The 14,315-nt window shown below is 51.6% G+C and carries 10 protein-coding genes, 1 tRNA gene and 2 pseudogenes; 6 read left to right on the forward strand and 7 right to left on the reverse strand.

The annotated features are described in order from the left end of the window. The 4 genes and pseudogenes from HEN33_RS00440 to HEN33_RS00455 all read right to left on the reverse strand — a co-directional run bounded on the left by HEN33_RS00440 (window position 1) and on the right by HEN33_RS00455 (window position 6,326). On the reverse strand, window positions 1-2,328 hold the full coding sequence (locus HEN33_RS00440) for a tellurite resistance TerB family protein (RefSeq protein ID WP_176262840.1): 2,328 nt from the start codon (window positions 2,326-2,328) through the stop codon (window positions 1-3). Window positions 2,329-2,510: 182 nt separating this feature from the next. Next, window positions 2,511-3,578: pseudogene (locus tag HEN33_RS00445) on the reverse strand (nucleotidyl transferase AbiEii/AbiGii toxin family protein). Then, window positions 3,578-4,195: a DUF6088 family protein gene (locus tag HEN33_RS00450; protein WP_176262839.1), complete on the reverse strand. Its 618-nt coding sequence runs from the start codon at window positions 4,193-4,195 to the stop codon at window positions 3,578-3,580. Before HEN33_RS00450 ends, HEN33_RS00445 begins: the two are co-directional and overlap by 1 nt. A gap of 154 nt (window positions 4,196-4,349) precedes the next feature. Continuing rightward, the gene (locus HEN33_RS00455; RefSeq protein ID WP_242460275.1) at window positions 4,350-6,326 is read right to left on the reverse strand and encodes an ATP-dependent nuclease; all 1,977 of its coding nucleotides are present in this window, start codon (window positions 6,324-6,326) and stop codon (window positions 4,350-4,352) included. Between the two features lie 241 nt (window positions 6,327-6,567). Between HEN33_RS00455 and HEN33_RS27050 the strand changes: the two genes are divergently transcribed. The 4 genes and pseudogenes from HEN33_RS27050 (at window position 6,568) to HEN33_RS00475 (ending at window position 9,265) form a co-directional block, all read left to right on the forward strand. Further along, on the forward strand, window positions 6,568-6,879 hold the full coding sequence (locus HEN33_RS27050) for an ash family protein (RefSeq protein ID WP_445297903.1): 312 nt from the start codon (window positions 6,568-6,570) through the stop codon (window positions 6,877-6,879). Continuing rightward, a complete protein-coding gene (locus tag HEN33_RS00465; RefSeq protein ID WP_176262838.1) occupies window positions 6,762-7,232 on the forward strand; it encodes a hypothetical protein in 471 nt (156 codons plus the stop codon). The genes HEN33_RS27050 and HEN33_RS00465 overlap by 118 nt, the downstream gene beginning before the upstream one ends. Beyond that, window positions 7,229-7,450 carry a helix-turn-helix domain-containing protein gene (locus HEN33_RS00470; protein WP_176262837.1) on the forward strand — a complete coding sequence of 74 codons (222 nt, stop codon included), beginning with the start codon at window positions 7,229-7,231 and terminating at the stop codon, window positions 7,448-7,450. The genes HEN33_RS00465 and HEN33_RS00470 overlap by 4 nt, the downstream gene beginning before the upstream one ends. A 934-nt stretch (window positions 7,451-8,384) precedes the next feature. Further along, window positions 8,385-9,265, forward strand: a pseudogene (locus tag HEN33_RS00475) (integrase domain-containing protein). 189 nt (window positions 9,266-9,454) lie between these two features. Here HEN33_RS00475 and HEN33_RS00480 read toward each other — a convergent pair. The 3 genes from HEN33_RS00480 to HEN33_RS00490 form a co-directional block, all read right to left on the reverse strand. Beyond that, window positions 9,455-10,714: a tyrosine-type recombinase/integrase gene (locus HEN33_RS00480; protein ID WP_176262836.1), complete on the reverse strand. Its 1,260-nt coding sequence runs from the start codon at window positions 10,712-10,714 to the stop codon at window positions 9,455-9,457. A 163-nt stretch (window positions 10,715-10,877) separates the two neighbouring features. Beyond that, window positions 10,878-10,953, reverse strand: a tRNA-Phe gene (locus HEN33_RS00485). Between the two features lie 105 nt (window positions 10,954-11,058). Next, entirely contained in the window at window positions 11,059-11,766 is a 708-nt protein-coding gene (locus HEN33_RS00490; protein WP_176262835.1) for a DUF554 family protein, read from the reverse strand. Between the two features lie 152 nt (window positions 11,767-11,918). Between HEN33_RS00490 and HEN33_RS27055 the strand changes: the two genes are divergently transcribed. After that, the gene (locus HEN33_RS27055; protein WP_422112601.1) at window positions 11,919-11,996 is read left to right on the forward strand and encodes a hypothetical protein; all 78 of its coding nucleotides are present in this window, start codon (window positions 11,919-11,921) and stop codon (window positions 11,994-11,996) included. A 162-nt stretch (window positions 11,997-12,158) separates the two neighbouring features. Beyond that, the gene (gene speC, locus HEN33_RS00495) at window positions 12,159-14,294 is read left to right on the forward strand and encodes an ornithine decarboxylase (protein ID WP_176262834.1); all 2,136 of its coding nucleotides are present in this window, start codon (window positions 12,159-12,161) and stop codon (window positions 14,292-14,294) included. Window positions 14,295-14,315: the final 21 nt, after the last annotated feature.

Genomic DNA, 14,315 nt, shown 5'->3' on the forward strand with positions numbered 1-14,315 from the left:
TTATCCTTTGAGTTCTTGTGCAATTTCCAGGTCAACGTAAATATCATCGTCATCATCAAGCACTGGTGCGTCAACCTGTTCGAAAGACCAGTCATTAATTGCTTCAATCGCGCCACTCAGCATCAAATTAAACTGCTGGCATAGCTCAGCGACGTCGTTTCGCGCCCAGCGTTCTTTTTCCAGCAAACGTTGGTACAGCTGGTGATGTGCTTCATCAAGACCTGCACCAGCGTGTGGCGGGATCTCTGCTGGGGTTTCGTCTGCAGGTTCATCTTCTGTGAAGATGGTGTTCAGCAACTGGCGTACGTCCGTAGTATCGGATTCATGACGGGCAAGGATCCGTTCATCAAGCGAAAATGCGCCGTTCGTCGCTGATGGGGTTTGTAACGCCACTGTCGGAGTTGTTTCTGCGGTTGACAGACGGTGGATATCGCTGGTGACGGTACTACTATCCAGACCAAGGCTGGCGTAGATTTTTTCCAGTTGCTTAATTTCAGCCGGATCGATTTTTCCGTCTGCGCAGGCGACGTTGATAATAACGTTGCCAATAGTGGATTTATCTTTATCGCTGAGTTGCTCAATTTTACCTTTCAGACCGGCCTGATTTGCAGGCGTATTGAGCCGCCAGGTGAGGTAGGCGTGCAGCGAACGTTTTTCTGTTGGCGACAGCGCGTCGTTATGATTAATCGTTCTCTCCAGCGCAGCCCGTTCAGCAACATCCACGCGCTTGTCCATTTGTGCAATCATGGCACCCAGCCGAAGCGCCACAGAGACTGACGTAAATTCCGCCGACGGTACGTAGAATTCTGCGTGTCCTTCGGGAAACAAAACAACGTGTCCTTCTGGTTCTGGCCGGACAAGGTGATAGCGCATATCCGGCGCAATGCCATAGCCAGCTCGTCGGGCGAAATTTTGCATCAGCTCGGCTTCTTTCTTATTGATCTTATCCGGTACAGGCATACCCAGTCTGGCCCAGAAATCAGCCACTGTCGTCAGTCCTGAATGTTCACTGATTTTCTCATCTGCCCAGTGTTTAAATTCAGCAAACAAACGTTCTGCATCTTCGGTCAGTATTTCATCGGGAAGCAGCATGATGGCGGCGACATCGCTTGTTGAGGCATCTTTTTTACCGAGATAGCGACTGTAGGCATCCAGCGCATTGATACAGGATTCTGCAACAGAGATTAATTTCTGCACCGGCGCTTTTAAAACGCTGGGGTCGGGAAGGTCCATCTGTTTCTTTACCTGAAGCTCCCGAAGCGTACCGCTGGCGGGGGTATAGCTTAAATATAACCGTGTTTTATTGGGCTTGACGACAATACCGTCACCGTATTTTTGGGTATAACGCTGTTTGAATAACGCGGAAAATTCAGCATGACATCGACGGGCAGGCGTGCGTAATGTGTAATCAGGAAAATAGTGTATCCATGCCAGCGCCAGTTCGGCGCAAACAGGTTGTCCTTTATCAACCACTGTTGCCAGATTCAGCCTGAACAGTAATGCACTCCTCGACGAGAAATATTCGTTTTCAGTGTGTATAGAAAGTAGCTTCGGTCTGAAAATGATCATCATTTCCAGCAACTGCGTTGCATAATGTCGGAAGGAACCGCTTGCCTGAAATACGGTTCTCAGGCGCGATATCTCTTCGAATAATGCTTTGAATTCATCGTCAGAAATGGCTTCTTGTGTGCCATCGGCCAGTATGCGGCGTTCAAGACCGTAAAAATAGATAAAAATGTAGCCAACAGGGCAACTCGCATCGCTGCGATCGCTTGCCAGCCAGTCAAGATAGGCGCCACGGCAGCGAGGGGAGAGTGTGGCAAAGCTGGGCCAGTATCCCAGTGATTCATCATAATAATGTCGTGAAATGGGCTCGATGGGGAAAGCGTCGTTAACCAGCGAAGCGTCGGAACCATCGTTATAAAGATAGCCATATTCCCCTGATGAATGTATTTTTAATCGTCCGCCGAAATAAAAATGACCGTGATTAATGACGACGTTTTGAATGGTGATGCTTTCTCCCGGTTTGACCCATCGTGCTGGCGTAGTATTGCGCCGGGCGGCGCTTTCTCGCGATGACTGGCGGCTGGTGCTGTATTCAACCGCCTGTCCATTAACAAAGCTAAAGGTTGCTAGCTCGTCATTATCGGATGCCTGAGAATGCATATTTGTCACGCTGCCGTCTGGCTTATTGAGAGATTCTTGTCGGGATGAATAATTTGTTTTGGTGATGATTTTGCTGTTTATATTGGAGGGAGGCGATTTTTTCTTTTTGGAAAACAGAAGCCAGATAACCGCCAGCATAATAACAAATATCCAGAAGCCCATTCCGTGCCCTTAATTGCTGATAACGCTTCCCGGCATTGTTCAACTATCGGCAAAGGCGGTAAGCATAAAACTGGAAGAGAGATCGTAAAATAATACCGCGAATGGGCTGGAGTACAAGCATAAAACTATATTATTCAAAAGGCTTATGTCATATGGCTGAGGGATCAATTAGCAGGAATAATTTATATCGATGAACCACACATAAAACGATTGATATTATCCTGAGCATGGCGAAGGCGGTCAGCAATGTCAGTAAATCTGTCAGGCTCACGAAAGAACATTCCCCCTTCCACTGCCGTTTGATGATCCCCTGCGATCGCGGCGAACCGTTCAGCATCGTCAGGCAACAGTTGCAGGTTTCCGACAATCACCTGAGTAAAATCAACGCCCGGCACAGACCAGCGACGTTGCTTCATCTCGACCACATTGCGCATGGCTTCCTGTGTGTCATATGGGTTGGCAAAATGATTACGCAACAGACAATCAACATCATACCAGTGGCGTGCTAGTCGGGCTGGATTTGGCGCTTTGGTTTGCGTGCAGAACTGGTGCAGAGCCGTCAGTTTTTCCCAAAGAATATAACCGGTGTCATAAGCGTTTACGGTCGCGGTGGGTAACAGAAGTGTATCCATTCCTGCAATCCCGGACAGATAGCTCACAACAGGCATCCGATCGGTTGGCTTGCCACGATTTCGTCCGCCAAATTCCAACAGAATATGATCGCGCTGATAGGCCATACTGTCTTCTTTCACCCGTGGGAAATAGATATCGACTTTTTCGCCACCGCTGTCGGGTTCCATTTTTGCTTCAAGGCCCGAAATATCATAAATCTGAAAGCGTTGGTTTAACCGTTCTGCCAGCGCGTTTGTCCATTCTGTTAAGCGCTCTTGCTGCTGCTCTCTGAACCGGCGATTCTGGCTGTTATTTAGCGTGCTTTGCTCCCATGCCTGCTGTTCTTCCTCTTCTTAGTGGCCTGCCAGATCGGCCCAGTGAACAGAAAGATCGATATCTTCAGAAAAACGCTCAATCACGTTCCAGCATTTGCTTAACGCCGTTCCACCTTTAAACGCGACAGATAAACCTCCCAGCAGCTCCTCATTAAAAAGCAGCCGAAGGATCTCCGTTACCCAGAGATCCTTTTCCAGAAAGCTGGCTCCCAGCCCGGAGGGATGCTGCTGCGCCGCGTAAGAGAGGATTTCCTGAAGCTCGCGACGTTGTGATGCGCTCCGGTAGTAATCAAAAATGTCCATCAGAGCGCCTTTTGCAACGTTATCAGCTGCGAGCGCCACGCGTGAAGCGCAGGCTCATTCATCAACTTTCCGGCAATCTGCCGTGCTTTAGCGGACGGGATGCTCAGCCGATGAAAAGCATTCTTCAGCGTTTCCAATGGGGTATGTTGCTGATCCAGACTCAGCAAACCGCGCATCAGCTCTCCTTCAGGCCGGTTCAGCCAACGTAACCGACTTGCTGATTTATGCTGGATCCGTACCCGCTCATTGCCGACGCGGAATTCTCGCGTAGGGCCGTTTGACCAGTAGATGCGTTTAACCGGCGCCTGCGTTTGCAGCCCCAGCCGGTAAGCGGCTTCCAGCCCCTGAAGGGTGATTTTGTAACCACGCTCTTTTGCCCATGCCGTGGCAACATCGTTGGCGCTGGCGACAACGTTTACGGATGGAAGATTTTTCAACGGTTTTGGCCGGGAGTAGAAACCGCGTTCAACCCGGACCAACTGACCTTCTTTGACCAGACGACTCATTGCCTGTTGTACCGACGCACGACTTCCCAGCGAGTAAAATCCGCTGATGGAAAAGGGGATGCCCCGCTTCATGCGGTGAACCCGCTGGCGGGCCAGAGCGGCAACAGACATTGATTCTCCTGTATTGACGTTTAATACCAATGTGATTTTATTTTAGACTATATCTATCAAGGTATACAAGCGTATTGATGTCAGCAAAATAGTATCTACATTAGTATAATTAATGACAGAGTCGCTATGAATAACGACCCTGTCGGTTTCTGTATCAGACCTCAGCGTGTAGTGGTTCAGCATTGCGACTGAACCTGATATCGTCTTGTTTTCCGTGCTGCGCTGCCCAATCAGTAACTTGATCCAGCAATTGTTGCATGTAGTGATTGGTATCTCTGACTGTTTCAAAAGGAGAGTGCTGTTCGGAAGAAAGAAGCGCAGTCAGTAAATCCTGAACGCCTGTGGCCAGGTCTTCGTCCTGAGTGATTTGCAGATAAGCATTGAGCGGCTTATCTTTCGATGCTTCGTCTCCGCCCAGAAAACGTTCAAAGTCAGGAACACTGACGCGGTGGCGAACCGTAAGCCCTTCACTTCGGGCCTGTCGGATGGCATTTTTGATTTTTTCGTTTTCTGTCCACATACCATTTCTGGTACCGTTCGATTTTTGCGGTGAGTCGGCGTCATGCACCAGACTGAAATCAATTTTGAAATGCGTAAGCACTTTTATCAGCGGCACCAGTATGGCTTTTCCCCGGGCGCGAATGATAGCGACCTGATCCATCAGCGCGTGATTACGCTCGATGATGGATGCCATAAACGCAGCATGTTCCGTATCGCCTTCAACCAGTACAGGGTGTGAACCAAAAAAGACCTCAGAAAAGCTGGGATCAATATGCTGTAATGCCTGAAGCCGCTGTTTATCATCACCTTCAAATTCAATCAGATCTGAGCGATAGGTTCTCGGCGTTACAGGGGACTGATCATCATCTCTTTCCCTGTCTAAACGCACAATGGTGGTGTGATCTTCAAACGGATTGATAAAATAAGGTGAATGGGTGGTCAGAATGACCTGCCAGTCCGGGTTTTTTGCCAGTTGGTATAAATGGCGCTGAGCCGCTCGGGCCGCCATAGGGTGTAAAGCATTTTCTGGTTCATCAATTAATAGTAGGTAGCCGGGAAAGGCAGGATCTTCCGGGCTGTCCGGGATTGGTGCGCCACTGTCGTGGGCTTCGAGTAACGCTTTGGCTTGTGCTAAATACTCTGCCAGCTGTTCCGGGTCATCTTTTTTGGTGGGTTTCGCGACTTTCTTCGAAAGCTCGGTAATATCTTTTTCAAGGCGTTTGCGATAATCACTTCGTACTTCTTTATCGCGATTAAGCTCATTATGGACCTGAAGCATTGCCCAGAATAACGCTCTGCGAGCCCCTGTTCCTTGTTGGACCAAATCGGTATCAGCTCTTCCATCTGAAATTCTCAAGCTCGAACCATTTTTAATAAGTTCGTCCACTTTTGGAACAAGCGGTGCCGCACACACATTAAGGCTAACGTCCAGTCGGGGAAAAATTCCTTTAAATCCCGTAGACACCTTACTTGCAATACCATTGAAATGTTCCTGATGCTGCTCGCTGAGGGCGTTCATGCTGGAGGACACACTCTCAATCGCTTTTGCCAGATCGGATGCAGGATTGCTCCGGGCTTTTTCCAGTTCTGTGAACAGGGGAGACAGAGCAAGTTTAAGTAACAGTTCTTCCGTTTTTGCCGCATCTTCAAGTGAACCAATCCGTAGCGGTCTGGGAAGTCTGGAAGTAAATACCGGATCGGCACCACCAGCTTTAGTATCCTCGGCCCAGCAGCCTTGCTGTTCATCGCCTCCGGTGGGATCCCATGTGGTACGGACCTTCTGAAAATCTGGCACGCACCATTGCCAGCGGCTTTTTACAACAAGAAACTCGCCTCTTGCTTGTTTCCATTTTTCATCAACGTTGCCAATACCCTGAGGAATATGTACCTCAAGAAGAACTTCAGAGGGTTGATCCGGTTGAGCGTGTTGGTGTCGATCATGTGCGGCATCAAATGACACGCTTCCTTTGGCTAACTCATAGGCTCTGAGAACGGTGGATTTACCAGCATTGTTTTTTCCTACCAGACAAACAATATTATCGAGTGCAATATCGATACCTTCATTACCTATACATCCGATGTTGCGGATGGTCATACGAAGCAGCTTTGAGCGATTTTCTACGGACATCATTTACTCCAGGATTATTAATATGCAAAGAAGGGTCATGTTAATAACGAAATGAGAAGCATAATTTGATGTCACGCTAATTTATTGATAATCATCTATTTTGAGATGGCCGTATAATTTAAAGACAGTTTTTTCCGTTTGCGATCTGCCTTCCATAACCTCACTTGCTGTTAACCGCTAATCGCGGTATCTTTTACCTGCGCCTGCAAAATCAGGCGTCGGGATTGGCATCCTGAAATCCTTCATCGACGACACAAGCGCGTTCGCGCTTTTTTTGTGTCGTACGCACGGCTACACCTCAATGGCGGGCCGGGCGGGGGCGTCGCAAGACGCGCCGGTGTCGATGAGGCCGGTAATGCCAACTCCGTCCGGTTCCGCCACCCGTGAAATTGGCATTTCCGGTGGCGGTAATAAACATTACTCATCGGAGGTTGCCCTATGGCTACAATCCTCACCCCTGACTGCGATTTACGCGATCTGTTGTCCGTTCCCTTCAACGCCGCCACGGATTTCACCGTCCTTGCCGACTACTGCGCCCGCTTCGCCGAAACCCTGATAGAAACCGACGATCCCGCGTTGCGGCTGGCGCTGTGCGGACGGCTGCACGCGGCTCTTGCGCTGCTGCAACCCACGCTGAACGACCCTATCCCGCCGCATCTTATCGACAGCCTGACCGTGGAGACACTGCCACCCGAACCACAGCACTTTGTTTCTGAACCTGATGCGTTATGCGAATACTGCCTCACGCTGCTCCAGCTTCTGCTGGAACGCCCGGCGGAACCCAAAACGGAACAAACCCTGACCGGGCTGTTATGTGAACTGGTCTGGTATTTCACGGAAGGGCTGAAAGCCCCGCGCTGGTTGCGTACCGCCGATGGCGTGAAGTTTATTGACGGGGTGACGGCATGATGCAACCGGACTGGCATTCTGCCGACATTATTGCGGCACTGAAAAAGCAGGGGACGTCGCTGTCCGCTGTTTCCCGCAAATCAGGGCTGGCGTCTTCCACGCTGGCAAACGCACTGATAAGGCACTGGCCCAAAGGCGAAAGGCTGATAGCCGAAGCGTTGGGTATTGCACCAGAGCAAATCTGGCCTTCCCGCTACCGTAAGTCTGAAAATTGTTAAATCGTCTCTCCCGATCTTCTGATGACTTTGCTGTCAGAAGATCGGGAGAAGGCAAGCGAAGCGCGGCAGACTGTCATTCACAAAATGACGAAAAAATCCACAAACAACTCAATTTCCAGAAAAAAGGTTTCCCCTTTTCATCCGTGCAAACCGGGTGTAATCTCCCTCCTGCTCTATGCTGTCGTCGACAGCGTCCAATGCTTCATGACCTGAAAGAAGCGCCTGACTCGTCAGGAGATGGTTGATCCCTTTACCGGTGCAGACCTCTGCAAACACCGGGTCGCAGAACATCGCGGCGGAGGCTCGGAGTCACACTCGATACATTCTTTAACTGTGCCAGTTCACCGGCTGCAATTCTACTCGACCAGAAATCACCCGATTTCCAGGCCCACTTACACCTGCTGAATTTCAGTATCTTTTCCTGTACCAGATCTCTGGTCAATGCCGTACTGCGCCGAAAACGATCCGGTAACCCCTGTACCAGTTGCCACATCAGCGCCTTTCACTTTACGGGCTGCGGCCTGCATTGCCGCAAGGCTTTGCTGCCGCGTGACCGTAAAACTGCACCAGAATTTGCGTTCTCAGAGCGCAACGCTGAACCGGGCGTCACTTTCGTCGCACAAAGCGGCAAAGTGACGCCATTCCACTACGCCGACGCAAGCCACGGAAAATCTGGCCTGCGCCTTCAATCCCCCACACTGACACGCCGTTTTCAGGCCGCTGTCGGTTCAGAAAAGGAGAAAAAGATCGATACCGAGGGGGGCATGATGCCCCGGAGAATTTCCTGCTCACGCAGGCAGCCTGTACCGCGTACAGTCTGAAACTCCCTACACCTCAACAACCTGCCACCCCGGCGTGAAGGTATCGTTCTGGCGCAGCCATAAAGTATACGCCGGGGCCAGATTGTGCTTTTTAACAGCGGCAAGGGGTAGCTATGGGTAAATTAGGCGGTGAAATGAAGGCGCTGGCAAAAAAGTGGGCAGCAGTTTTAAAACGGTGGATAACCGCATTCACATTGTGCAACGGTTCAGCCGCCATTTACGCTCGCTGAATATCCAGATCCAGCGGGTGGCACAGATTAAGGTTCGTCATATTGAAAGCTATATTCATGACAGGCTTGCGCTGGAGATCGGTCTGCGGACGCTGCAAAATGAAATGGCTTCGCTTCGGGCAGTGTTGCAACAGGCGGGGCGCAGTCAGGTGGCGGAACATACGCGACTGACCAATAAATCATTGGGGCTGGCAGGCGCATCGCGCAACGGGACGCGGCAGGCCATCACGCCGGAGCTCTACCTCCACGTGCTGGCCGTGGCCCGCAATAAAGACGCAGGTCTGGCGGCAGCGGTGGAACTGGCGCGACTGATGGGATTACGCTCGCAGGAGGCGGTGCAAAGTGTGCAGTCTCTGAGAACGTGGAAGCAGGCCATTGAACGCGGCGAGACACGGCTTACCGTGGTCTATGGCACCAAAGGCGGTCGGCCCCGCGAAACGGTCATTCTGGATGCTGGCGCAGTTCGCAAGGCGCTTGAGAATGCGTTAACTGTCGCAGAACAGCATAACGGCAGGCTGATCGACAGGTCCGATCTCAAATCGGCCATGAACTACTGGCACAAACAGGCCGTCAACGTCGGGTTGACTGGCGCATATTCTCCTCACTCACTGCGCTATACCTGGGCGCAGGACGCGATCAGCCATTATCTGGCGCAGGGATTCAGCGAAAAAGAGGCGCTGGCAATGACGGCGATGGATTTGGGCCACGGCGACGGGCGCGGGCGTTATGTGGCGCAGGTGTACGGGCGGCATGAAGAGGAATAATTTCCTGTTCTGGTGCAGTCATGAAAAGCAAAAGGGCGAAGGGTAAAGGAGTTTTAAGGGTAACAGCGCCAGACCGGAAAAGGCCAAAGGGCCGGAACTGGCGCAGATCGATTTTTATCCGAGTGAACTGGTGCAAATACAAAAAGCAGATCTGCGAGATCTGCTTTTCGGCGTGGCGCGTTAACGGGTTCAGGCTACCTGAACCTGCCTGTCATACCGATATGGCGCAACAAACTTCTGCCGACAGGCGTCGAGATAGTCCGACCACCACTGCATCATCTGCGTGCGTTCGTCGAGGTGCTCCGCTTTGTGGATATACGCGGCGCGAACGTTGTTACGCTCCTGATGGCTCATCTGCCGCTCAACCGCGTCTTTCGACCAGCGCCCGGACTCGATCAGCGCGCTACAGGCCATCGTGCGAAAGCCGTGACCGCAAATATCTACTTTCGTATCGTAACCCATCACCCGCAGCGCCTTGTTGATGGTGTTTTCGCTCATTGGCTTACGCGGATCGTGGTCGCCGGGAAACAGTAACTCACTGCTGCCGGACAGCAGCTTCAACTGTTTTAGCACCGTGACCGCCTGTTTTGACAGCGGCACCAGATGCGGGGTTTTCATCTTTGCACCACGCTCCGAATAGCGCACGCCGGGGATCGGCTCACGCTGGGCGGGGATAGTCCACATTGCGCCATCCAGATCGATCTCCGTCCAGCGGGCAAAGCGCAGCTCGCTGGAGCGGATAAAGATCAGCAGATTGAGCTGCACCGCCAGACGGGTTAACAGCCTGCCGGAATAGCTTTCCATATGTTCCAGCAACTCCGGCATCTTTTCCAGCGGCAGGGCGGGGTAATGGTTTTTCGGCGGCGGCGCGATGGCTCCGGTCAGATCGTTAGCCGGATTGCTGGCGATCAGGCTCTCCTGCACCGCGTAGCGCATGATTGCCGTGGTGCGTTGTTGGATCCGTGCGGCAGTTTCCAGATTGCCTTTCTTTTCGGCCACCCGTAGCGGGATCAGCAGATCGGCGGTTTTCAGGTCGGCAACGGGAATTTTGCCAATCAGCGGGAATACGTGCAGCTCCAGCGAGCGCAGGATTTTCGCCGCGTGGTGCTCCGTCCAGTGGATATTGCCAGCCAGCCACTGACGGGCGACTTCTTCAAAGCTATTACCGCTTTTCTTTGCCTGCTTCTCCTGCTGCTTTTTCACCCCCGGATCGTCGCCTGCGCTGAGTACGGCACGGGCTTCTTCACGCAGCTTACGCGCATTCGCCAGCGTAACGGTCGGGTAAGGGCCAAACGCCAGCTTCTTCTCCTTGCCGCCAAAGCGGTACTTGAGTTGCCAGAGCTTAGAGCCGTTGGGCTTAATCAGCAGGTAAAGACCCTGCGCGTCGCTGAGTTTGTAAGGTTTATCGAGCGGCTTGGCGTTACGAATGGCGGTATCGGTGAGTGGCATAGCGGGGGCTCCAGAGTTTATCGAACCAACAGGCCCCCAATTAAGCCCCCAAAAACTCTGGATGTCAAAAAACCTGACGGAACTTTTCAGTGTCATCAGGTTTCTTTAACTTACTGTTTTTTCAACGTTTCAGGACTTATAGGAACGCCATGAAACTAAATTTTGGTGCCCGGACTCGGAATCGAACCAAGGACACGGGGATTTTCAATCCCCTGCTCTACCGACTGAGCTATCCGGGCAACGGGGCGCATTAAACCTGATTCGCCTCGTCTCGTCAATCAAATTTCTTCAATTTACTGCAGACTGCACAATCTATCATCACTTTGTCGCTATTGCACGCACTGTCAGGCAAACCAGGCGGTCCAGGCTGCGGAAAGCGGCATTGCCAGAAGCAATGCTGGAAGCATGTTGACCACCGGGAACATTTTAATGCCACAGATGCGTAAGCCGGTTGCCAGCAGCAATAAACCGCCCACGGCGCTGAAGTCTGCCATCATCGACGGTGTGGTCAGCGGTAATATCAGCGCGGCAGCCCACGCCAGTGTTAACTGGATGATCAGTAATGGAATGCTAATCACCGACACCGCAATACCCAGCGAGCAGGCGAAGATCATCGCCGTAAAGAAATCAAGAAATGACTTGGCGATTAAAATACTCGGATCGCCGGTCATCCCTTCGTTCATCGCCCCGAAGATCCCGGTGCCGCTGGCGCAAAACAGGACAATAATCGCCACAAAATTCTGAATAAAAGATTCATGCGATGGCATCTTACGTGAGTGACGAAACAGATTTTGTGCTTTGGCGACCGCGGTATTGACACCTTTCTCCAGCAAACAAATTTCGCCAATTAGAGCGCCAAGTAGCGTAGCTAAAACCATCGCTGGAAGGTTGGCGCATTTCACCACCAGTAAAATACCAATCCCCAGCGATGCCAGACCAAAAATAGATGTCATGGAGACGCGGATACGTTCCGGTAAACGTTGGCTGAGCAGTGCGCCGATAACGCCACCCAGTAAGACTGCACTCGCGTTGATAAAAGGGCCGATGACCACAAGAGTTCCTGTTAACTGTATTGTTTGATTTTCTTATTATGAGCTTTTTGCCTTGTTGATGGCTTGTCTGGTCGCAAAGTCCTGGCTTGCGCGCTTTAGCGAAAGGTGCCATGATTGCGCGAATTTTCTCCTCTCTGTACGGAGTTTGCCCGATGCACGCCACCTCCTTACATTCTCTCGCTAATCGCCGTTTCGCGCGAAACTCCTCCCTTTTTCTGCTCATGCGGTGAAGTTAACGCACGCTCACTGCAGGACAACAGTAAAATCAGAGCATTTCTGCTTTTACTGATGTCTGGCGGTCGGAGCTGGTGACCAGTTTGACCCATATCTCGTGGGGCAGGGTTTTTCACCTTGTCCGGTATTCTTACTTCCCCGAAACGGGTTTTGCGCTTATGAAATCAATGAATATTGCCGCCAGTAGTGAACTGGTATCCCGACTTTCTACTCATCGCCGCGTGGTGGCGTTGGGAGATACTGATTTTACGGACGTCGCGGCAGTCGTCATTACCGCTGCGGATAGTCGCAGTGGCATTCTTGCGTTGCTTAAGCGCACCGGTTTTCATCTACCGGTGTTTTTGTATTCCGAACATGCTGTTGAATTACCTGCGGGCGTTACGGCGGTAATCAACGGCAACGAGCAGCAGTGGCTGGAGCTGGAATCCGCAGCCTGTCAGTATGAAGAGAATTTGCTGCCACCGTTTTATGACACGCTGACGCAGTACGTTGAGATGGGCAACAGCACCTTTGCTTGCCCTGGGCATCAACATGGTGCGTTCTTTAAAAAGCATCCTGCCGGACGCCATTTTTACGATTTCTTTGGTGAGAACGTCTTTCGCGCCGATATGTGTAATGCTGACGTAAAATTGGGCGATCTGCTTATTCATGAAGGTTCGGCGAAGGATGCACAGAAATTCGCAGCCAAAGTCTTTCATGCCGATAAAACCTATTTTGTGCTGAACGGCACATCGGCAGCGAATAAAGTGGTGACGAATGCGCTGTTAACGCGTGGCGATCTGGTGCTCTTCGACCGTAACAACCATAAGTCGAATCATCATGGCGCGTTGATTCAGGCGGGGGCGACGCCGGTCTATCTGGAAGCTTCACGCAACCCGTTTGGTTTCATTGGTGGTATTGATGCGCACTGTTTTAATGAAGAGTATCTGCGCCAGCAAATTCGCGACGTTGCGCCAGAAAAAGCAGACCTGCCGCGTCCGTTTCGTCTGGCGATTATTCAGCTGGGAACCTATGACGGCACTGTCTATAACGCCCGACAGGTGGTCGATACCATTGGGCATCTATGTGATTACATTCTGTTTGATTCCGCGTGGGTCGGTTACGAACAGTTTATCCCGATGATGGCGGATAGCTCGCCGCTGCTGTTAGAACTTAACGAAAACGATCCGGGGATCTTTGTGACGCAGTCGGTGCATAAACAGCAGGCGGGATTCTCACAGACGTCGCAGATCCATAAAAAAGATAACCATATTCGCGGGCAGGCGCGTTTTTGCCCGCATAAGCGGTTAAATAATGCCTTTATGCTCCATGCTTCTACCAGCCCGTTCTATCCGCTGTTTGCCGCGCTGGACGTTAACGCCAAAATTCATGAAGGGGAGAGTGGGCGTCGGCTGTGGGCGGAGTGCGTTGCGTTGGGGATTGAAGCCCGGAAGGCGATTCTTGCGCGCTGTAAGCTGTTCCGCCCGTTTATTCCACCCGTTGTTGATGGCAAATTGTGGCAGGATTATCCGACGTCAGTGTTAGCCAGCGACCGTCGTTTTTTCAGTTTTGAGCCGGGGGCGAAGTGGCACGGCTTTGAAGGATATGCCGCGGAGCAGTATTTTGTCGATCCGTGTAAGCTGTTACTGACCACACCAGGTATTGATGCTGAAACCGGTGAATATAGCGACTTTGGCGTTCCGGCGACGATTCTGGCGCACTATCTGCGTGAGAACGGTATTGTGCCGGAGAAGTGCGATCTCAACTCCATTCTGTTCTTATTAACGCCGGCGGAAAGCCACGAGAAGCTGGCACAACTGGTGGCGATGCTGGCGCAGTTTGAACAGCATATTGAGGATGACTCACCGCTGGCTGAGGTGTTGCCGAGCGTTTATAACAAATATCCGGTGCGCTATCGCGACTACACCCTGCGCCAGTTGTGTCAGGAGATGCACGATCTGTATGTCAGTTTCGACGTCAAAGACCTACAAAAAGCGATGTTCCGCCAGCAGAGTTTCCCGTCAGTGGTGATGAACCCCCAGGACGCGCATAGCGCTTATATTCGCGGTGAAGTGGAGTTGGTGCGGATTCGTGATGCCGAAGGGCGAATTGCGGCAGAAGGGGCTTTGCCTTATCCGCCTGGCGTGCTTTGCGTGGTGCCCGGGGAAGTCTGGGGCGGGGCTGTCCAGCGTTATTTCCTTGCGCTGGAAGAAGGGGTGAATTTGCTGCCAGGTTTTTCACCGGAGCTGCAAGGTGTCTATAGCGAAACCGATGCGGATGGTATGAAACGGTTGTACGGGTATGTGTTGAAGTAAGAATAAAAAAACGGGTCACCT

It is taken from the genome of Escherichia sp. 94.0001, from assembly GCF_013369155.2.
GTDB lineage: Bacteria > Pseudomonadota > Gammaproteobacteria > Enterobacterales > Enterobacteriaceae > Escherichia > Escherichia coli_F.